18 protein-coding genes are annotated in these 19,826 nt (G+C 57.7%); 11 read left to right on the top strand and 7 right to left on the bottom strand.

Going from position 1 to position 19,826, the window contains the following annotated elements:
- Nucleotides 1-56 precede the first annotated feature (56 nt).
- The 4 genes from pstC to phoU are packed head-to-tail and all read left to right on the top strand — an operon-like array spanning nt 57 to nt 4,367.
- The gene (gene pstC, locus MDHKLMBL_RS10745) at nt 57-1,445 is read left to right on the top strand and encodes a phosphate ABC transporter permease subunit PstC (RefSeq protein WP_008172968.1); all 1,389 of its coding nucleotides are present in this window, start codon (nt 57-59) and stop codon (nt 1,443-1,445) included.
- On the top strand, nt 1,438-2,712 hold the full coding sequence (pstA, locus tag MDHKLMBL_RS10750; protein ID WP_053113208.1) for a phosphate ABC transporter permease PstA: 1,275 nt from the start codon (nt 1,438-1,440) through the stop codon (nt 2,710-2,712). Before pstC ends, pstA begins: the two co-directional genes overlap by 8 nt.
- 11 nt (nt 2,713-2,723) lie before the next feature.
- The gene (pstB, locus tag MDHKLMBL_RS10755) at nt 2,724-3,611 is read left to right on the top strand and encodes a phosphate ABC transporter ATP-binding protein PstB (protein WP_041645688.1); all 888 of its coding nucleotides are present in this window, start codon (nt 2,724-2,726) and stop codon (nt 3,609-3,611) included.
- A 33-nt stretch (nt 3,612-3,644) separates the two neighbouring features.
- On the top strand, nt 3,645-4,367 hold the full coding sequence (gene phoU, locus MDHKLMBL_RS10760; protein ID WP_008172965.1) for a phosphate signaling complex protein PhoU: 723 nt from the start codon (nt 3,645-3,647) through the stop codon (nt 4,365-4,367).
- A 338-nt stretch (nt 4,368-4,705) separates the two neighbouring features.
- Here phoU and MDHKLMBL_RS10765 read toward each other — a convergent pair whose 3' ends face one another.
- From MDHKLMBL_RS10765 to mnmH, 5 genes are all read right to left on the bottom strand, one after another.
- A complete protein-coding gene (locus MDHKLMBL_RS10765; RefSeq protein WP_053113207.1) occupies nt 4,706-5,071 on the bottom strand; it encodes a histidine triad nucleotide-binding protein in 366 nt (121 codons plus the stop codon).
- Nucleotides 5,072-5,112: 41 nt separating this feature from the next.
- Nucleotides 5,113-6,408, bottom strand: a complete 1,296-nt coding sequence (locus MDHKLMBL_RS10770) for an FAD-dependent monooxygenase (protein ID WP_053113206.1) — start codon at nt 6,406-6,408, stop codon at nt 5,113-5,115.
- 82 nt (nt 6,409-6,490) lie between these two features.
- Nucleotides 6,491-7,048 carry an aminoacyl-tRNA deacylase gene (locus MDHKLMBL_RS10775; protein WP_053113205.1) on the bottom strand — a complete coding sequence of 186 codons (558 nt, stop codon included), beginning with the start codon at nt 7,046-7,048 and terminating at the stop codon, nt 6,491-6,493.
- A gap of 170 nt (nt 7,049-7,218) precedes the next feature.
- On the bottom strand, nt 7,219-8,052 hold the full coding sequence (locus tag MDHKLMBL_RS10780; RefSeq protein WP_053113204.1) for a mechanosensitive ion channel family protein: 834 nt from the start codon (nt 8,050-8,052) through the stop codon (nt 7,219-7,221).
- 141 nt (nt 8,053-8,193) lie between these two features.
- Entirely contained in the window at nt 8,194-9,297 is a 1,104-nt protein-coding gene (gene mnmH, locus MDHKLMBL_RS10785) for a tRNA 2-selenouridine(34) synthase MnmH (protein WP_092030556.1), read from the bottom strand.
- 133 nt (nt 9,298-9,430) lie between these two features.
- On the opposite strand from mnmH, the gene MDHKLMBL_RS10790 reads away from it, so the two are divergent.
- Complete coding sequence (locus MDHKLMBL_RS10790; protein ID WP_041645686.1) at nt 9,431-10,090, top strand: class I SAM-dependent methyltransferase; 660 nt, start codon at nt 9,431-9,433, stop codon at nt 10,088-10,090.
- Nucleotides 10,091-10,534: 444 nt separating this feature from the next.
- On the opposite strand, the gene MDHKLMBL_RS10795 is transcribed toward MDHKLMBL_RS10790, so the two are convergent.
- Nucleotides 10,535-10,939, bottom strand: a complete 405-nt coding sequence (locus tag MDHKLMBL_RS10795) for a VanZ family protein (protein WP_014578558.1) — start codon at nt 10,937-10,939, stop codon at nt 10,535-10,537.
- Nucleotides 10,940-11,036: 97 nt separating this feature from the next.
- On the opposite strand from MDHKLMBL_RS10795, the gene cysZ reads away from it, so the two are divergent.
- From cysZ to MDHKLMBL_RS10825, 6 genes are all read left to right on the top strand, one after another.
- A complete protein-coding gene (gene cysZ, locus MDHKLMBL_RS10800; RefSeq protein ID WP_008172957.1) occupies nt 11,037-11,786 on the top strand; it encodes a sulfate transporter CysZ in 750 nt (249 codons plus the stop codon).
- 16 nt (nt 11,787-11,802) lie between these two features.
- A complete protein-coding gene (rapA, locus tag MDHKLMBL_RS10805; RefSeq protein WP_104270793.1) occupies nt 11,803-14,664 on the top strand; it encodes an RNA polymerase-associated protein RapA in 2,862 nt (953 codons plus the stop codon).
- Between the two features lie 130 nt (nt 14,665-14,794).
- Nucleotides 14,795-17,245, top strand: a complete 2,451-nt coding sequence (locus tag MDHKLMBL_RS10810; protein WP_053113201.1) for an acyl-CoA dehydrogenase — start codon at nt 14,795-14,797, stop codon at nt 17,243-17,245.
- 17 nt (nt 17,246-17,262) lie between these two features.
- Nucleotides 17,263-17,643, top strand: a complete 381-nt coding sequence (crcB, locus tag MDHKLMBL_RS10815; RefSeq protein ID WP_008172952.1) for a fluoride efflux transporter CrcB — start codon at nt 17,263-17,265, stop codon at nt 17,641-17,643.
- Between the two features lie 239 nt (nt 17,644-17,882).
- Nucleotides 17,883-18,089, top strand: coding sequence for a cold-shock protein (locus tag MDHKLMBL_RS10820; protein WP_008172950.1), 207 nt, complete (start codon nt 17,883-17,885; stop codon nt 18,087-18,089).
- A gap of 170 nt (nt 18,090-18,259) precedes the next feature.
- Nucleotides 18,260-18,955 carry a lysophospholipid acyltransferase family protein gene (locus MDHKLMBL_RS10825; protein WP_053113200.1) on the top strand — a complete coding sequence of 232 codons (696 nt, stop codon included), beginning with the start codon at nt 18,260-18,262 and terminating at the stop codon, nt 18,953-18,955.
- Between the two features lie 50 nt (nt 18,956-19,005).
- Here the strand turns inward: MDHKLMBL_RS10825 and MDHKLMBL_RS10830 are convergent, their stop codons facing one another.
- Nucleotides 19,006-19,809, bottom strand: coding sequence for a dienelactone hydrolase family protein (locus tag MDHKLMBL_RS10830; RefSeq protein ID WP_053113199.1), 804 nt, complete (start codon nt 19,807-19,809; stop codon nt 19,006-19,008).
- Nucleotides 19,810-19,826: the final 17 nt, after the last annotated feature.

Raw genomic sequence — 19,826 nt, forward strand, 5'->3', positions numbered from 1 at the left:
TTCAGAGCTGAATCTGTAAACTGTGCGCCAATTCGAAGTCGAATACAGGAATTTTCATGCAACCGGCTAATCTTTTATTACTGACTCTGGTGCTGGCGATCGTGGCCTATTGGCTCGGTTACGCTCGCTCCCGGTCGTTGGCGATGCCGCTGGGTGGGATCCGTCACCTCAAGTCCCTGCCTTTTTATTACGGAGCCCGAGCGGCATTGTGGAGCGGTATCCCCGCTCTTATCGTGCTTGGTCTTTGGGCGGCATTCCAGGGCAAAGTCATCCAGATGATCGTTATTGGTGGTTTGCCTGAAGGTATAATCCCGGCGACCGACGGTGAGGCGAGCCTGCTGTTGAGCAAGATCAGCAATGTGGCCAGCGGAGCCTTGCCTCCTGGCTTCGTTGAAGCACCGATAGCTGAGGCCGCCGAGCGTTTACAGGCACTGCGCACGCAGAGTCGGTTCCTGATGTCTGGTCTTGTAATCTCGGTTGCCGTGCTTGCGGGTTTTCTCGGGTGGTTGAGAATTCGCCCCCGCCTGAATGCCCGTTCCCAGGTCGAGTCCATTCTCAAGTGGGTATTTTTCGCCTGTGCGGCCCTGGCTATATTGACCACCGTCGGAATCATTTTCTCGGTGGCGTTCGAGACTTTTCGTTTCTTTGGCAAGGTCCCGTTCACCGAATTTATCTTTGGTAGTCACTGGAGCCCCCAGACCGCTCTGAGGGCCGATCAGGTGGCTTCTCAGGGCGCCTTCGGGATGATTCCCCTGTTTACAGGTACCCTTCTGATTTCTGCCATTGCCATGGTTGTGGCTGTGCCGGTGGGCTTGCTGTCGGCCATTTACCTGTCGGAATACGCGGGTAGAAAGGTGCGCGGTGTGGTCAAGCCGTTGCTGGAAATGCTGGCGGGTATTCCCACCGTGGTTTACGGCTTCTTCGCCGCTCTTACGGTCGCTCCGTTTATCAGCGATCTGGCCGCATCCATGGGTATCGAGGCATCAAGCCAGAGTGCCCTGGCCGCTGGTGCCGTTATGGGCATCATGATCATTCCGTTTGTGTCTTCCCTGTCGGATGACGTGATCAATGCCGTGCCCCAGGCCATGCGTGATGGCTCTCTTGCGCTCGGAGCCACCCAGTCCGAGACCATGAAAAAGGTGATTTTCCCGGCTGCACTGCCCGGCATCATGGGCGGTATTCTGCTGGCGGTCTCCCGGGCCATCGGTGAAACCATGATCGTGGTCATGGCCGCTGGTCTGGCTGCTAACCTGACGGCCAACCCGCTGGAAACGGTTACCACCGTAACCGTGCAGATCGTGACCCTGCTCACCGGTGACCAGGAATTCGACAGCGCCAAGACGCTGGCTGCCTTCGCATTGGGCGCCATGCTCTTCCTGGCAACCCTGTTGCTCAACGTCATTGCACTGAAAATCGTACGCAAATATCGGGAACAGTATGACTGACCAACGTTCACAGGCGGAGATTGTCCGCCAGTCGCTCAAGCGTCGCTACCGTAAGGAACGCCGTTTCCGCGCCTACGGCATCATGGCAATCGCCATTGCCCTGGGGGCCCTGTTAATCCTGTTCACCGATATCATCGGCAAGGGTTATACCGGCTTCGTGAAGACCACCATCACCATGGATGTGCAGTTGGATGGTGAGATGATGTATCTGGATGATCCCACGGACGAGCGTCAGATCAAGATGGCCGATTTTGTCGAGCCTCTGGTTCAGGCACTGATCAAGGAGATCCCTGGAGCAACGGAGGATGACCGGAATCAGGTTCGCGAGCTGATCAACCCGTACGCCTCGGTGACGCTACGGGATGCCCTGAAGGCAAACCCCGATTGGTTGGGCACCACCCAGACCATGACCTTTCTCACGCACACGGATGTGGATGTCTACGTCAAGCATGCAGGGGATGATGCCTACTCGATCAAGCTGAACGACCAGCAAAAAACCTGGGTCGATGAGCTTCTGGAGCGGGACGTTATCGAGACATCGTTCAATGATGTGTTCTTCAGTGGCGGCGATTCCCGTGATCCGTCCAAGGCAGGTATTCTTGGCGCCATTGTCGGTTCGCTGCTGACCATGTTCGTTACCCTGATCCTCTCGTTCCCGATTGGTGTGGCCGCGGCGATCTACCTGGAAGAATTCGCGCCCCAGAACAAATTCACCGATTTTATCGAGGTGAATATCAACAACCTGGCGGCGGTTCCTTCCATCATCTTTGGTCTGCTTGGCCTCGCGGTGTTTATCAACCTGTTCGGGATGCCACGTTCGGTTCCGGTGGTTGGTGGTCTGGTGCTGACGTTGATGACTCTGCCGACCATCATCATTTCCAGCCGGGCCGCGATCAAAAGCGTACCACCCTCGATCCGGGAGGCCGCTGAAGGTATCGGTGCATCCAAGATGCAGGTAGTTCTGCACCATGTGCTGCCGCTGGCCATGCCGGGTATGCTCACCGGTTCCATCATCGGTATGGCCCAGGCACTGGGTGAAACCGCACCGCTGCTGCTGATCGGTATGGTGGCGTTCATTGTGGACGTACCCGACGGGTTCTTCGATTCGGCGACGGTGCTGCCTGTGCAGGTGTTCCTGTGGGCGGGCAGCCCGGAGCTGGCCTTTATTGAGCGAGCGTCGGCAGCCATCATGGTGCTGCTGGCCTTCCTGATCAGTATGAACGCATTGGCCATCTGGATGCGCAAACGTCTCGAGCGCCGGTGGTAAGGAGAATCAAGATGAATAGTGTGAATACAACCATTACCAGTGAAGTTACCCAACCGGACGAGGTTGCCGTGCCAGTTCAGGAATCGAAGCCCGCTGAAACCATCATCGAGGAAGGCAAGACCGTCGGTAAGCCTTACTCGGACGACCCCAAGTTCAAGCTTCGGGATGTCGAGGTATTCTACGGGGATGCCCCCGCGATCAAGAAGATCAGCCTTGATATTGGCCGTAACGAAGTCATTGCCTTCATCGGCCCATCCGGTTGCGGCAAATCCACCTTCCTGCGCTGCCTGAATCGCATGAACGACAGCATCGATATCTGTCGTGTGAAGGGTTCCCTGCAACTGGACGACCACGACATTTACGACCCCAAGCGGGATGTGGTCGAACTGCGGGCCAGGGTCGGTATGGTATTCCAGAAGCCGAACCCTTTTCCCAAGTCCATCTACGACAACGTGGCTTACGGCCCCCGGATTCACGGGCTGGCCAACCGCAAGTCGGATCTGGACGAGATAGTGGAAAACAGTCTGCGCAAGGCCGGCCTCTGGGAAGAGGTAAAGGATCGCCTGGACGCCAACGCAACCGGCATGTCCGGCGGCCAGCAACAGCGTCTGTGTATTGCCCGTGCCATTGCCGTGAGCCCGGAAGTGGTGCTGATGGATGAGCCCTGCTCGGCCCTGGACCCTATTGCGACCGCGAAAGTGGAAGAGCTGATTGCCGAACTGTCCGAAAGCTACACGATCGTTATCGTGACCCACTCGATGCAGCAGGCGGCCCGGGTATCTCACCGTACGGCCTACTTCCACCTGGGACACCTGGTTGAAGTGAACGAGACCAACAAGGTATTCACCTCGCCGGAACATGAACTGACCGAGTCCTACATCACCGGCCGTTTTGGCTGATTCCGGACCTGAGGAATTTTGGAGAAGAACAGTATGCCTACAAAGAAGGACGACGTTTACGGGGATCACATCTCCCACAAGTTCAATGACGAACTGATGGAGCTCAAGACCGAGTTCCTCAAAATGGGCGGCATGGTTGAGGCCCAGGTCGATAATGCCATCCTCGCCCTGGTGGATGGCGATGGTCATCTGGCCGACGAAATCCGTGCCAACGACAAGAAAGTTGACCGGATGGAAGTGGAAATCGACGAGGAGGCCACCCTGATCATTGCCCGTCGCCAGCCGACGGCCCGGGATCTGCGTCTGGTGATCTCAGTCATCAAGATGGTGGCCGACCTTGAACGGGTTGGCGACGAGGCCAAGAAAATCGCCAAGCTGGCCATCAAGCTGCAGGAAGAGGGCCAGGCCCCGCGGGGCTATGTGGAAGTACGCCACATTGGCACCCACGTGCTCAGCATGCTTCACGATGCCCTGGATGCCTTTGCCCGGCTGGATTCCGAGCAGGCGTTGCGGATCATGAAGGAAGACAAGCGCGTCGATGAGGAATATCAGGCAGCTGCTCGGACCCTGCTGACGTTCATGATGGAAGATACCCGTAACATTTCACGGTGCATGTCGGTGATGTGGGTGCTCCGTGCCCTGGAGCGGGTGGGTGACCACGCATGTAACATTGCTGAGAACGTGATTTTCATGGTCAAAGGCGAGGACGTTCGTCATACGCCGGTTGAAGAGGCTGAGAAAGTCGTCGGCCGCTGATTTTTTGGCCTGGGAGGAGGGCCGCCGCGTGGTGCGGCTTTCCGAGACACGCTCGAGCCGTCCATGGTCGCTTGGCTTTCGCCATCCATGGCGAAAGACAGTCCCGGAAAGCCGTACCACACGCCGTCCGATCAGAGCTGGGAGTCAGCCTGGTCCCTTAACAAAACAGATAATTGGGCGCCTACGAGCGATAGCTCCCAGGTTTGAGCAAGTGGGCCGGCAATGCTGTTTGGGACTATCTTTCGCCAGGGATGGCGAAAGCTAAGCGCGCATGGATGCCTTGAGCGTGTCCCAAACAGCATTACCGGACCGCTTGCCGGCACCCAAGCCTAAAGCAATCAGGCATGCTTCATTTTTTCGGTATACGGCGGCCAGCCCAGCGGCTTCCCGGCAAGAACATGCAGATGAATGTGGAACACCGTCTGCCCTGAATTTTCCCCGCAGTTCATGACGACTCGATAGCCGTCGTCGGCAAAGCCCTTCTCCTTGGCAATTTTCGCAGCCACCAGATACAGATGCCCCACCAGTTCCCGATCTTCCTCGGTGATGTCGTTAATGGTGGCGATGGCCTTTTTCGGGATGACCAGGAAATGAACCGGCGCCTGGGGGTTTATGTCGCTGAAAGCGAGGGCGATGTCGTCTTCGTAGAGGATGTCCGCGGGAATTTCCCGGTTGATGATCTTGGTGAAAATCGTCTCTGACATGGTGGCTCCTTTGCACTTGTCCTTGGGATTGTTGTTTGGCTCTAAAGCTGATTCAGGCCCGGAATCCGGGAGGCTATCTGCCGCACCACGGCCGGCAGTTTCTCGTCGATGCCCATGGCGTAGCGGGCAACCCGGTTGCGGGCGAAGGGTAGGGCGCGGGCGGCGCCGAGGCCGAGGTTGCGTAGCAGGTGGACGGGTGGAATCCGGTTGCTGAACAGATGGTAGAACAGATCCATGGTCAGCATCATTCTGCGGTTCGCCGGCCGGCGCTGTTGTTCGTAGAGGTTCAGCCACTTCGGATTTGCCAGATCATCGCCGGCGCGCTTGGCCTCTTTGAGGGCTGACTGGAGGGCTTGCGCATCCTGGAATCCCAGGTTCACCCCCTGGCCGGCCAGCGGGTTGATGGTATGGGCAGAATCACCGGCCAGGACAACTCGTCCAGAGTGATATTGTTTGGCGTGCTGGCGGGCGATGGGGAACGAGGCTTTGATGTCGATGTGGGTCAGCAAGGGCAAACTCGCGGGAAACGACGACTGGATTTCGCTCATCAGGGTGCTGTCGTCCAGGGCTTTCAGGCGTGCCAGTTCATCGGGCGAATCGTACCAGACCAGGGAGCCCCAGCTTTCACCCGGATGTTCCGGACCGGCACTGTGCAATGGCAGGAAGGCTCGGGGCCCCGAGGGGTGAAAGCCCTGCCAGGTAATGTCTTCAACCGGCCCCTGATAGCGTACCGAGATAACCATTGCCTGCTGGTCATACTGGTTACGGGTTACGCCGATGCCGGCCAGGTCCCTGATCCGGGATTGGGCGCCATCGCAACCGACTACAAGGCTTGCTAGCAGCTCGCGGTCGTCATCCAGGGTGACCGTGGCTGTATCACCGGACTGCGCCAGTGAGGCGACACCCTGACCGTGGAACAGGGATATCTGGGGGCAGGCCTCGGCGGTTTGCCAGAGCGCCTGTTGGGTTACTGAGTTTTCGACGATGTGTCCCAGGTGGTGGGCGCCCAGCTCGGTGGCGTCGAATTGGACCTCAGCCAGTTTTCGGGGCACCAGGTTCTGCAGTGGATAGCGGGTTTCATCCCACACGGCCAGTCGCCTATAGGGCGTCGAGCGCATCCCGAGGATGTGGTCCCAGGCGCCCAGGCTCTGGAGATAGCGCTCACTGCCGGCGCTCAGGGCAGAAACCCGGATGTCCGGGGCGCTTTCCGGGTCAAAGTCGGGGGGCGGAGCCCGGTCGACAAGGGCAACGCGGAAGCCATTCTGGCCGAGGCCAGTGGCGAGAGCAGCGCCGACCATGCCGGCACCAACTACGACAATATCAAAGACTTGAGTCATATCGGTTTCCTGTCTGATGCCCTCAGTTTACGCGATGACGGCAGCCAGACAAGAGACCGGGATCAAGCCGGAATGAAAACCCTCAATAGCCTGCCATACCTGACACCCGCGGCTCGGCAGCGTCGTCAGGCCTGCGACGGTTCTTGATCAGCCAGGCGGGCTTCTGTGCACCCGGTTTGTTGAATCCCTGGTTCAGGACCATGGGTTGCACGAGGGTCAGGAAATCCGAGGTTTTCATATGTGCCGATTCGCTGTGGCTGCCTGCGGCGAACGCCAGTTCGGGCTGCTCGGTCAGCGCTTCGGCGCAATAGACGGTCATTCCGAACAGGTTGCCAAAGGGGGGCATGGCGCCTACCTCGCAATCCGGGAAGCGGTCCTGGAATTCCTGTTCGTCAGCGAGGTCAAGAAAGTCGGTGTCGAGGATGCGGGATAACCTGTCCCAGCGGATTCGCCAGGTGGCCGGCATCACCAGCATTGCCATTTTACCATCCAGTTCGATGATCACCGTTTTGACGACACGGTCGCCGGCAATCTTGACGTGGTGGGCGAGTTCCTGGGCGGTAAATGCAGGAGGGTGGGAGAGGCACATGTATTCCACACCCGCCTCATCGAGGAATTCCTTCAACTGCTGTACCGGCATAGTGACAACCTCCTACCAGCAATGACAGCGTTCCGGAGCCTGTGTTGATCTAATTGCCTGGCCCCGATGGCCTGGCGGGGTTGGTCAACCCCGCCATTAATGGTCAGCTTAGTTGAGGTTACGCAGTTTGCGAGTAACCGGATGTATCAATGAGAAACCGATCGCGAATCTCAGTCGGTTTTAATCATATGAACATCGCGCTGGGGGAACGGAATGCTGATACCCTCGGCGTCGAATGCTTTTTTCACTTTCTCATGCATGTCCCAGTAGAAGGGCCAGAGATCACCTGATTTGGTCCAGGCCCGAACGGTCAGGTCGACGGAGCTTTCGCCCAGTGCACCAACAACGATCAGTGGTTCGGGGTCCTTCAGTGCGCGCTCGTCTTCTTCAATAAGGCGCTTGCAGATGGCCTTGGCCTTGTCGATGTCATCACCGTAGCCGATGCCGAAGCTCATGTCGCAGCGACGGGTTTCATAGGCGCTCAGGTTGGTCAGGCTGGCGTTGGCCAGTTGACCATTCGGGATCACAATCCGGCGGTTATCGAAGGTGTCGACAATGGTGTACAGGATGGAGATTTCGCGGACGGAGCCGAGGTAGCCCTGGGCATCAATCGTGTCACCAACCTTGAACGGTTTGAAGATCAGGATCAGCACGCCGCCGGCGAAGTTGGCGAGGCTGCCCTGAAGCGCAAGACCGACGGCCAGGCCGGCAGCACCGATAATGGCAATGAAGGAGGTGGTGGCAATTCCGACCATGGAGGCGACAGAGATCAGCAGCAGAATCTTGAGGATTGCTCCGATCAGGCCGCAGAGAAACTTGTTCAGAGTGGGGTCTTTTTTGCCCAGCTTGTTATCTAGAACGCCGACAAACCGGTTGATCAGCCACATGCCCACAATCAGAGTGACAATGGCCAACACGACCTTGGGGGCGTATGTCATGACCAGAGCCATGGCCTGATTCATGAGTTCCGAGGCACCGCCTTCAGCGCCAAATAGGTCTTCCATAAAGGACTCCTTGTTCGTTGGTATTTTTCATAAGTGTCTGATTAACGGACAAATTCCTGCAACAACATGATTCGTCTACTTCTTTATATAGCAGACAAATGTCGTGAGTGTGTACTGCAGGCGTAATATTCAGTCAGGGCCTTACGCAACCGAGCTTTTGTTGGCCCAGTCGAGAATGGTCTTGGGGCCTCCACGAACAAGAATCCGGCCTTCTTTCTTGCCCAGTTGGTAGTCGTACATTGGGTCGTAATAATCCTGGAGCAGTGACTGGATCCAGGCGTTGTGGGCCGCTGTCTCTCCGGTGGCTTCCTGCTGCAGGAGTGCCTGGTCCATCAGGCCGCGCAGCTGCTGGTGTCGCTCCCCGCCCAGGCGCTTGCGGATGCGGTCAATGGCGCTCAGCAGATAGTCCCGGAAATTCAGCCAGCCTGCTTCGGCCCCGTCGCGGTCCACGTAATCCGAGTACATTCCCTCAACATAATCCTCGCGGATGATGCCAATACGCTCTTCCATCGGTTGCTCGAGGATCAGCAACGGCGACCTGGCCATCCGCTCCTTGAGGGATTCGGGCAGGGCGCAACGGCCAACAAGGCGGCTTTCATCTTCCAGATAGACCGGACCACTGTTCAGGTGGCGGGCTTTGAGCATGGCTACCGCCAGCCGGTTCTCGAAATCGATTTGTGAAGGCTGCGGTGTTACCTGACGCCCGAAGCTGGAACCCCGGTGATTGGCCAGGCCTTCAAGATCCACCGGATTGGGGAGCTGTTTCAGTACCCGGGTCTTGCCGGTGCCGGTGCGCCCGCTGAGAATCCGGAACTCGCCGGATTCGATCTGCGCTTCCAGACTGTCGATCAGGAATCGGCGCAATGCCTTGTAGCCGCCTTTGACCAGCGGGTAGTCAATTCCGGCCTCCCGGATCCACTGCTGGGTGAGCCGGGAGCGCAGGCCACCCCGAAAACAGAACAGGTAGCCGTTCGGGTGGCGGGCGACAAAACGTTTCCAGGCTTCAATGCGCTGGGCCTTGATGTCACCGGACACCAGCTGGTGCCCCAGTTCAATCGCCTTGTCCTGACCTTTCTCCTTGTAACAGATGCCGACCCGATGGCGCTCCTCATCGTTCATCAGGGGCGCGTTTTCGGTATTCGGAAAGCTGCCACGGCTGAACTCTACCGGTGCCCGGACGTCCATCAGCGGCACATCATTCAGGAACAGGGAAAGGTAGTCGTCGGTGTCGGGTCTGCTTGCCATTTCAGCGGTAAACCAGTTGTCAGATGGAGGCGGCAGTATAGCGGAAATGGGGTTTTTCTGCTTGTCGCCGCCTGTTTCCCGGACTGGTCACGGGTACAATGACGCCTTCCGGAAAATTGAGGTTGGGTACCCCATGTCAGTGGACAGTCTGAATCAGCACCTGCGCAAAACCCTCTCCCGAGGCCGGGTGGCCGTTTCCCGTCCTGCCGGTTGTGAGCGCATTGCCCTGTACCTCTTTGACCCGAGGGTGCTTGAGGGGCCGTTATCGCACGAAGAGGCCCAGGCGGTCGTTGCCGAACCCGCCTACTGGTCGTTCTGCTGGGCCAGCGGCCAGGTGCTCGCCAACTGGATTCTGGACAATCCCCATTGGGTTGAGGGCAAGCGCGTCCTGGATTTCGGCTCGGGATCCGGAATCGTGGCTGTCGCGGCGGCAATGGCCGGAGCGAAGGAAGCCATCGCCTGTGACATTGATCCGGCTGCGCTGGACGCGGCCAATGCAAATGCGGCTCTCAATGGTGTTTCCGTTGGCCTTTGCCCTGACTGGGCAGCCCGACCGGACGAAATAGATGTCGTGACCGCCGCGGATGTGCTCTATGATCCGGAAAACCGGCCGTTGCTCGGCGTTTTACGCGAGGCGGCTCCTCGGGTGCTGCTGGCGGATTCGCGGATGAAAGTGTTGGGTGACGATGCCTACCGCAAGCAGACAACGCTTGAGGCCCGGACCTGGCCGGATCTTAACGAATTCGAGGAGTTCAATAGGGTTCGTATCTACCTGGCCGAGAACAACCAGTGATGGATCAGAGGTGAGAAAAAAGAAGGTATAAAAAAATAAAGGGCAACCAAACGGTTACCCTTTCTCGGAACAGGTCGGCGCATCCTTGCGCATTTGGCAACAGCCGTGTTGCGAGATCCTTGAGCCACTCCGTGGTGCCGGCATCCGAGCCGGCTATCCGAATAGTTATCCCTTAAGCGAGGCGTCCTTGTGTCCCTACCTCTCCCCGCGGTCCTTGCCGGGGTGCATCCAGTGCGTCGTCCATTTCCCTGTCATCCTTGACAACAACAATATACCAACTGGATTCTGACAAACGTGTGAACTGTGCACGCATCGCAGGAGATGTCAGCGTGGGTGTCTACAATAAAACAAATTTATCAGTGAGTTAGCTTTTCCCTGAAGAGTTTCTGGCACTGCCGCGTACACAACGTCACTGCAAGATCTCACGCCTTTGTAAGAGATATCTCACAGCGATTCTGGCGAATTTCGCAAATCCGGTTTTCCGGTGTTTCGGATGCCGGGCCAGGGAAGAAGTCCGATGGCAATGCCGGCGCCGTCCGCAGCCAGATCGGCCAGGGAAAATTCCCGATAGGGCAGGGTTGCCTGGATAAGCTCAATGCCAAGGCCAAAGCCCAGCAGGGCCGGCGCAAACCAGATGGGCCGGAGCTCCGGCCAGGCCAGCCGGGTGAGGATGGTGAGCTCGAGGAAGGCGATCAGATGGTTCACCTTGTCGTTCGACGATGAAGGTATGGCATGAGGGCTGTCGGTTGTCGCCAGAAACCCGATGGCCAGAACGGAAACCACAAAGGCTGCCTGCCAGAGGGGGCGGAATTGCAGCAGGCTGGTCAGTTGTTGTTTCAATGTATCCATCGGGGAAGTCACTGAGCGTTCTCGGGCTGTGGGAATGTTGCCAACATGATATGCTTTGCGCCCCGTCATTGTCATTGAAGCGGAGGTCCTGCCAGCTATGCTCAAGGGTAATTTTTTTCGTGGACTGGGCTACCTGGGTGAGGGTTTCCGCCTGATTCGTCAGCCCGGTCTTCGGCTGTTCGTCATCATTCCACTGGTTATCAATATTCTGCTCTTCGGATTGCTGTTCTTCTTCATGGGAGAGCTGTTTGCAGGCCTGATTGCCACCGCGATGTCGTGGTTGCCGGACTGGGCGTGGCTTCAGGCACTGGATTGGCTGTTCTGGATTCTGTACGGGGCGGTCATCGTACTGATGCTCGCCTACGGCTTTGTGATCGTTGCCAATCTGATTGGTTCCCCTTTCTATGGCTATCTTGCCGAACTGACAGAAAAGCACCTGACCGGCCAGGAGGTGAATACCGATGACAGTTGGGCATCGATCATCAAGGATATTCCCCGCGCACTCTGGCGCGAGGTTCAGAAGATCCTGTATTACCTGCCGCGGGCTATCGGTTTGCTGATCATCGGTCTTATACCGGTTGTTAATCTGGTGGCTGCTGTTCTCTGGTTCCTGTTCAACAGCTGGATGATGGCGCTGCAATACGTGGACTACCCGGCAGACAACCACAAGGTGAGTTTCCCTGCCCTGCGACGGTTGCTCGGCGACACACGCCTGTCTGCCTTCGGCTTTGGCCTGCCGGTGGCGCTGGCTGCCATGGTGCCGGTGCTGAATCTGTTTGTGGTGCCGGCGGCGGTATGTGGGGCGACGGCTTACTGGGTGCGTGAGAACGGCGCCACAAGAACTTAATTGGTCTGGAGGTTTCTTGGATACATCGGAATTTGTTATTGGTCAGCGTTGGGTCAGCCACAGTGATACCGGCCTGGGGCTCGGGATCGTCACGGATATCTCCGGGCGCCGGGTGACCCTGGGGTTTCCTGCCGCCGATGAGGAGCGCACCTACGCGATTGATAACGCCCCGCTGTCCCGCATCATCTATCAGTTGGGGGAAGAGATTGAGACCTTCGATGGCGAACGGTACACCGTCCGCGCAGTTGAGGACCGGGGCGGGGTGCTCCTGTATCACGGGGACGACGGCACCGATCTGCACGAAATATCCGAGGTGAAACTCGCCGGATCCGTGAATTTTTCTGCGCCGCACCAGCGGCTGTTTGCGGGCCAGTTCGATCGCAACGGCGCCTTTCGCCTGAGGTTTGCCACGCTTCAGCACATGAACCGCCTGCGGGCATCGTCAGCCCAGGGGTTGATCGGCGCCCGCACGCAGCATCTGCCACACCAGATATACATTGCCCATGAAGTTGCCCGGCGCCATGCGCCACGGGTTCTTCTGGCAGATGAGGTCGGTCTTGGCAAAACCATCGAGGCGGGGCTGATCCTCCACTATCAGCTGCACACTGGCCGGGCAAAGCGTGCCTTGATCGTGGTACCGGATTCCCTCACCCATCAATGGCTGGTGGAAATGCTCCGCCGCTTTAATCTGCGATTTTCCATAGTGGATCAGGGTCGCTACGACGCTCTGAAAGAGCAGGAAAGCGACGTGGATGCGCTGGTTAACCATATTTTTGGCGATGAAGATGCGGTGAATCCGTTCGAGAGCGAACAGCTGGTGCTCTGCAGTCTCGACTTCCTGAAGAAAAGCCAGAAGGCGCAGGACGATGCCCTCAAGGCTCACTGGGACCTGATGATTGTTGATGAGGCCCATCATCTTGCGTGGAGCCCTGAAGAGGTTAGCCCGGAATACCGGATTGTTGAGGAACTGTCGGCGGTCAGCCGCGGCCTGCTCTTGCTGACAGCAACGCCCGAGCAGGTGGGTATCGCCAGTCACTTTGCCCGCCTGCGGCTTCTCGACCCGGCCCGTTTCCATGATCTGGAAACCTTCCGCAGAGAAGAGCAGCAGTATGAAGCCATCAACAGTGTTGTCCGGCGGCTTCAGGACGAAAGCTCCGATATCAGCGAGGGCGATCAGAAGCTGCTGCGGGAATGGTTGGGTGAAGAGCTGGACCAGCTGTTTGCCGGTGACAATCCGAGGCAATCGGTGATCGATGCCCTGCTGGACCGGCATGGTACCGGTCGCGTGCTGTTCCGGAACACCCGGGCGGCCATCCAGGGATTTCCCGAGCGTCGACCCGATCCTGAACCGTTGCCTTGTCCGGCCATGTACGAAGGGCAGGCCTCAGGTATTCAGGGATTGACCCCGGAGCAACTGGTGCCCGAGGAGCAGTGGCTGGCGGACGATCCCCGGGTTGAATGGCTTGAGAAAAAGCTGATCGGCCTGCGCCCTGCCAAAGTGGTGGTGATCTGTGCCAGTGCCCAGACTGCCATGGCCCTGGAGCATTATCTCCAACTGCGGGCGGGTATCCGCAGTGCTGCCTTCCATGAACACCTGAGCCTGATCGAGCGTGATCGCGCCGCCGCCTATTTCGGCGACACGGAGCAGGGTGCCCAGGCGCTGATCTGCTCTGAAATCGGCAGCGAAGGCCGCAATTTCCAGTTTGCCCATCATCTCGTGCTCTTCGATCTGCCTGCAAACCCGGACTTGCTCGAGCAGCGCATCGGGCGGCTGGACCGGATCGGTCAGACAGAAGCGATTGATATTCACGTGCCCTACCTCAGTGGCACCAGTCAGGAGGTGCAGTTCCGCTGGTTCCACGAGGGCCTGAACGCCTTTGCCGAGAGCTGCGCGGTGGGCGTTGCCGTTCAGGAAGCGTTGCAGGCCCAGTGGCAGCAGGCTATTGATGGCGACCTTGATGTGGCTGATGGGCTGGTCGAGGCCTCCGCGGACGAAGCAACGCGCCTGAAAACGCTCTTGCAGGCTGGCCGTGATGCCTTGATCGAGCTGAATTCCTGTCGCCCTGAGGTGGCAGAGGATCTGATCGCCGCCATCGAAGACGAAGAATCCGAGGCCCGGGTTCGGGATTACATGATGGAGGCTTTTGACATCCTCGGCGTGGATGTCGAAGACCATGCCGATCACTCCGACATTCTGCGACCCGGCGAGCAATATCAGGCCGGCCATGTCGCCGAATTACCGGAAGACGGGATTACCGTGACCTGGGACCGACAGAATGCCTTGGAGCGGGAAGACCTGGCTTTCATGAGCTGGGAGCACCCGATGGTCACGGGGGTGATGGACTCGGTGACCAGTTCCGGCCTTGGCAAGGCCGCCCTCGCCAGTCTTTCCGTAAAGGCGCTGCCGCCCGGAACGCTGTTGATGGAGGCCCTGTTTACTGTGCACTGCCCGGCACCGGAAGCGCTCCAACTGACCCGCTACCTGCCGGTCTCGCCACTTCGGCTGCTGGTGGATGTAAATGGCAAGGAGCTTTCGGGCGCGTTGCCTCACGACCGGCTCAACGAGATGTGCTCGAATATCCGGCGGCGCACGGCCCAGGCCATCGTTCCGCAGATCCGGCCCCAGGTGGAAACCATGGTGGACCACGTGGAGCGGTTGTCGGAGCCTCATCTGGAGCCCCTGAAGTCTCAGGCGCTTGAGCAGTTGGAGGCCAGTTTCGGACCGGAAATCCGTCGGCTGGAAGCATTGCAAAAGGTGAATCCGGCGATTCGTGAGGAGGAAATCGACTTTTTCCGCGATCAGTTTGAAGCGGCAAAAGAGGCGATAGGGCACGCCAGTCTGGCATTGGAAGGCATTCGTGTGATCGTGACCGCATAATGCCAGGTGTGATCTCCGTAACTGGCTGACTGTGCGGCATTTGCTGGTCAGCCCTCATCTGATGCGGTACCGTAAACGTAACGGTTTATAGTCTTCGACATTCCCGAACCATGGATGATAGAGAGAACCTATGATGACTTTCATACTGTTTGTAGTGGCACTGGCTGGCCTGCTGATTGTGATGCGGCGCGAGTCTGGTGCAACGTCCGCGATTGGCGTAATGGCCGTTACCGGCCTGCTGTCGCTGATTTTTGCCTCTGGTTTGCTGGCCCTGGTTTTGTTTATTGGTGCCGCCCTAACAGCTGCTGCCGGCCTCCCCGGGTTTCGCCAAAGCTGGCTGACACCCCGCATTTTCGCGATGTTCAAGAAGGTCGCACCGAAGGTTTCCGAGACTGAGAAAGTGGCTCTCGAAGCCGGTACGGTCGGCTGGGACGGTGAACTGTTCACTGGTCGGCCTGACTGGCACAACCTGCTGATCAACCGCAATACCGGCCTGAGCGAGGAAGAACAGGCCTTCGTCGACAATCAGTGTGTCCAGGCAATTTCCATGTGTAACACCTGGGACGTGGCGGTCGAGCGGGCTGATCTGCCCAAAGAGCTGTGGGACTTCCTCAAGAAGGAAGGTTTCTTCGGGATGATCATTCCCAAGGAATACGGTGGCCTCGAATTCTCTGCCAAGGCGCAGTCTGCAGTTCTGCAAAAACTGGCATCCAACGAGACGCTCATGGTGTCTGTGGGCGTACCCAATTCCCTTGGTCCTGGCGAGCTGCTCGTCAAGTACGGCACCGAGGAGCAGAAAAACCATTACCTGCCAAGGCTTGCAGACGGTCGTGAAATTCCTTGCTTTGGTCTGACGGGCCCAAGGGCTGGTTCAGATGCGACGTCGCTTCCGGACACCGGTATCGTTTGCAAACAGAAAGTCGATGGCAAGGAAGTTGTCGGTATCCGGCTGAATTTCGAGAAGCGCTGGATCACCCTGGCGCCCATCGCCACGGTTGTTGGCCTTGCCTTCCGCATGTTCGATCCGGACGGGCTCCTGGGCGAAACCGAAGACTATGGTATTACCTGCGCACTGATCCCCAGGGACACCAAAGGCATGGAGATCGGCCGTCGTCATTGCCCGATTGGCAGCCCGTTCCTGAATGGCCCGATCAAGGGTAAAGATGTCTTCATTCCGCTGGACTACATCATCGGTGGCGTGGATATGGCCGGTCAGGGCTGGCGTATGCTGGTTGAGTGCCTGTCGGTGGGTCGCTGCATCACCCTGCCGTCCGGTGCGGCCGGTGCGGCTGCGTCGGCCGTTGGCACCGCTGGTGGTTTCACCCGTATCCGCCGTCAGTTCAATACGCCGGTTGCTGATATGGAGGGTGTGCAGGAGCCTCTGGCCCGAATCGCCGCCAAGACCTATATCTCTCAGGCAGCTGTAAACCACACTGCCAATATGATTGATAAAGGTGAGAAGCCGGCAGTGCCGTCTGCCATCCTTAAATACCACCTTACCGAGTTCCAGCGCGGTGTATTGACCGATGCCATGGACGTTCACGGTGGCAAGACCGTCACGCTTGGCCCGCGTAACTACCTGGGCATAGGCTACAGCGGTGCCGCTGTCTCGATCACTGTTGAGGGTGCCAACATCATGACCCGCAGCCTGATGATCTTCGGCCAGGGCGCCATTCGCTGCCATCCGTATGTGCTCAAGGAGCTGGCGGCCAAGGACAACGATGATATCAACGCGTTTGACGATGCGTTCTTCGGCCACGCCGGGCTGATTTTCGGCAATGCCGCCCGCGCCTTCACCCAGGCTCTTGGTCTTGGACGGGCAGATGTGCCGTTTGACAGTGCCAGTCGCAAGTACGCGCAGGCCGTGGCCCGCTTCAGCGCAGCCTTTGGTCTGTGCTCGGATGCCGCGATGACCACGCTTGGCAGCGAACTGAAAATGCGGGAGCTTATCTCTGCACGGCTGGGGGATATGCTGTCCAACCTGTACCTGGCTTCCATGGTCCTCAAGAACTGGCACGAGACCCAGCCGGTAGAGGGTGAGAAGGAAGTAATGGAGTACAGCCTGGGCATGCTGCTGCATCGCACTGAAAACGCCCTGGATGAGTTCCTCCAGAACCTGCCGAATCGCGCCGTGGCGCTGGTTCTGCGGGGCGTCACGATGCCGCTTGGCCGTCGCTGGGGCAGTCCGCAGGACGACCTTGCGCGCAAACTGGCTCGTGCAATATCCACAGACACGCCTATCCGCAATAAGCTGATTGCCAGCATCTGGCATACCAATGGCGAGGGCACCGTGGAGAATCCGGTGGCTCGCTACAACGGTCTGCTCAAGGACTATGACAAGGCAGAACAGCTATACCGGAAAGCGACCAAGGCCTACGCCAAAGGTGAATTGCCGATGACCGCCTTGCATCCGGAAGAGCGGTTTGAGGCGGCCCTGAAGGCTGGTATCTATACCAAGGAAGAGGCCGATTTCATGCGCCAGTATGAGACCGTTGTACTTGAGATGCTGACGGTCGATGACTTCCCGTTTGATGAGTTTGCGCGCAACAAGGAGACAGTGATTGATCACAACCCTGCCTGACAGGAGACAGCCCTGACATGTGGTTGTCGTTCGTTGCTGTGAGTGTTGGCGCCGTTATCGGCGCCAACCTTCGTTGGGCTCTGGGGTTGTGGTTGAACACGACCTACCATGCCGTTCCTTACGGAACGCTGGTTGCCAACCTAAGTGGTGGTTGGCTGATCGGGCTGCTGATCGGTTACTTCAGCCATGGCACCACGCTGGCACCGGAGTGGCGGCTCTTTGCCATAACCGGATTGTGCGGTGCGCTGACCACCTTTTCGACGTTTTCACTCGAGATGTTTGCTGCAATCCAGGACGGCAAATGGGCCATGGCCATCACCGGTATTCTGGCCCACGTTGTCGGCTCCATCCTCATGACTGCACTGGGAATTTACACCTTTGGCCTGGTGAAGGGATGATGGGTACCACTACCTACACAAATTCTCGAAAATACCCTTGGCAAGCTTCGGATTCAGGAGTAGAGTGAAGGGCGTAGGAAAGATTCAGTAAAGCATTTCATGAATAAGACGTACCTCCGCAGTTAGTAGTGACCGTCCTGTTTTTGATTCCGCGAGTTCTGTATTTCCGCAAAACGCTGACCTGACACCATGAAGGTGCGAGGCGGCAGATAATATGATTGATTTCAGGAAGTTTAAGTATGTCTACTACTACCGGTACTGTTAAGTTCTTCAACGAAGCAAAAGGCTTTGGCTTTATCACTCGTGAAGGCGGCCCGGACGTTTTTGTTCACTACAGCGCTATTCAGGGCAGCGGTTTCAAAACTCTGGCAGAAGGCCAGCAGGTTGAGTTCACCGTTACCCAGGGCCAGAAAGGTCCTCAGGCGGAGAACGTTGTTGCCCTGTAATCCCTGATGGATTCGGCAATAACCGCCAAAAAGGCAGCTTCGGCTGCCTTTTTTAATGGCTGAAAAACGCCTGGCAAGGTGGCACGCTTTTGTTATTTTCCCATCATTGTGTAATCTTTACCGACCTGCTGCTCGTTTAACCGGAAGTCGAGATCTCCAGGAATCATTACATGCTCCGACCGCTCAAGGCCGCCTGGATCCTGTTCTGGGCCATACTGCTCACCCTGATTCTGTTCTTCCCGATTGTTATTGCAGCCCTTTTGGGCAAGCGAGGGGATGCAGCGTTCCACGGCACCCAGATTTATGCATGGATTATCCTGAAAGTCTGCGGTATCCGCCTCAAGGTTCGTGGCAGGGAAAACATCGAGCCCGGTCAGCGATATGTCATTCTGAGCAACCATGCCTCCTATCTTGATCCCCCGGCGCTGGTGCTCGCCCTTGGTCTGCAATATCGATGGGTGATCAAGAAAGAGTTGCGCAAGGTGCCCCTGTTCGGATTGGCACTGGAAGCCTCGCGGAATTTGTTTATCGATCGCTCGAAAGGCAGTGATGCACTGGAGAGCATCAAGCGGGGTGTCGGCCAGCTCCCGGACGGCACCGGCATTCTGATTTTCCCGGAAGGAACCCGTTCGTGGGATGGCAAATTACTACCCTTCAAGAAGGGTGGTTTCGTCATTGCACAGGATGGCGAGCTTCCGATTCTTCCTGTCACCATCTGTGGGTCCCACCAGCGATTGCCCAAGGGAAGTGCTGCCTTCAGCAGCGGTGACATTGAAATCGTCATTCATCCCCCGATGGCGTCCGGGGCTTTGCCGCTGGATGATCTGATGACAGACGTTCGCAACAGTATTGCGTCGTCCCTCTGAAGCAGAAGAACCCGGCCGTCCGGCCGGGTTCCGGTGTTCAGCGCACGGTGTTACCGGGCGAAAATAGCCTCGTAGAAACGCATGGTTCCCTCCCAGGAACGGGTGGCGGCCTCTTCGTCATAACCTATCGGCATGCCGAACTCCTCGGCGACCTTGTCAGCGCCAGGATTGGTGAATGAGTGCAGCACGCCGGGAAAGCTCACCAGGGTGAGATCGACTTCTGCATCCTGCATCTCCTTCACCAGGCCGGCGACCTGGTCCGAGGGAACCATCTTGTCGGCACCACCGGTGTAAACCTGAACCCTGGCCTTCACTGTTCCGGCTTCGGCGGTTATGGGGCTGCCAAGCGCACCGTGGTAGCTGACGACGCCGTCCAGATCCACGCCCATACGTGCCATATTCAGGACCACCGCGCCGCCGAAACAGTAGCCTTGTGCAGCGATGCGGGACGCATCAACGCTTTCATGGTTTTGCAGGATCTCCATCGCCTTCATGAAGCGCGCCTTCACCTGATCCATGTCCTTGGTCGCTTCCTGCATGAACTTCTGGGCGGTATCAGGGTGGTCCGCCTGCTTGCCAGAGCCATACATATCCAGGGCAAACGCGGTATAGCCGGCGGCGGCGAGCCGCTCTGCCTGATCCCGGGCGAATTCATTGTGGCCCCACCACTCATGCACCACCAGAACACCCGGGCGCTTCTCTTCGAACTCATTATCCCAGGCCATGTAACCGGTGAAGGTGGTTTCACCGACCTTGTATTCAACGGTCTTGGTTTGCATTTCTGCCAGTACCTGCGTGCTTGCCAGAGTTAGTGACAGGGCTGCGGCGGTCGCCGCTGTTTTCAGAGTTTTCATGATCTGTCCTGCTCCTT

It is taken from the genome of Marinobacter flavimaris, assembly GCF_002933295.1.
In the GTDB taxonomy this organism is placed as follows: Bacteria; Pseudomonadota; Gammaproteobacteria; order Pseudomonadales; family Oleiphilaceae; genus Marinobacter; species Marinobacter flavimaris.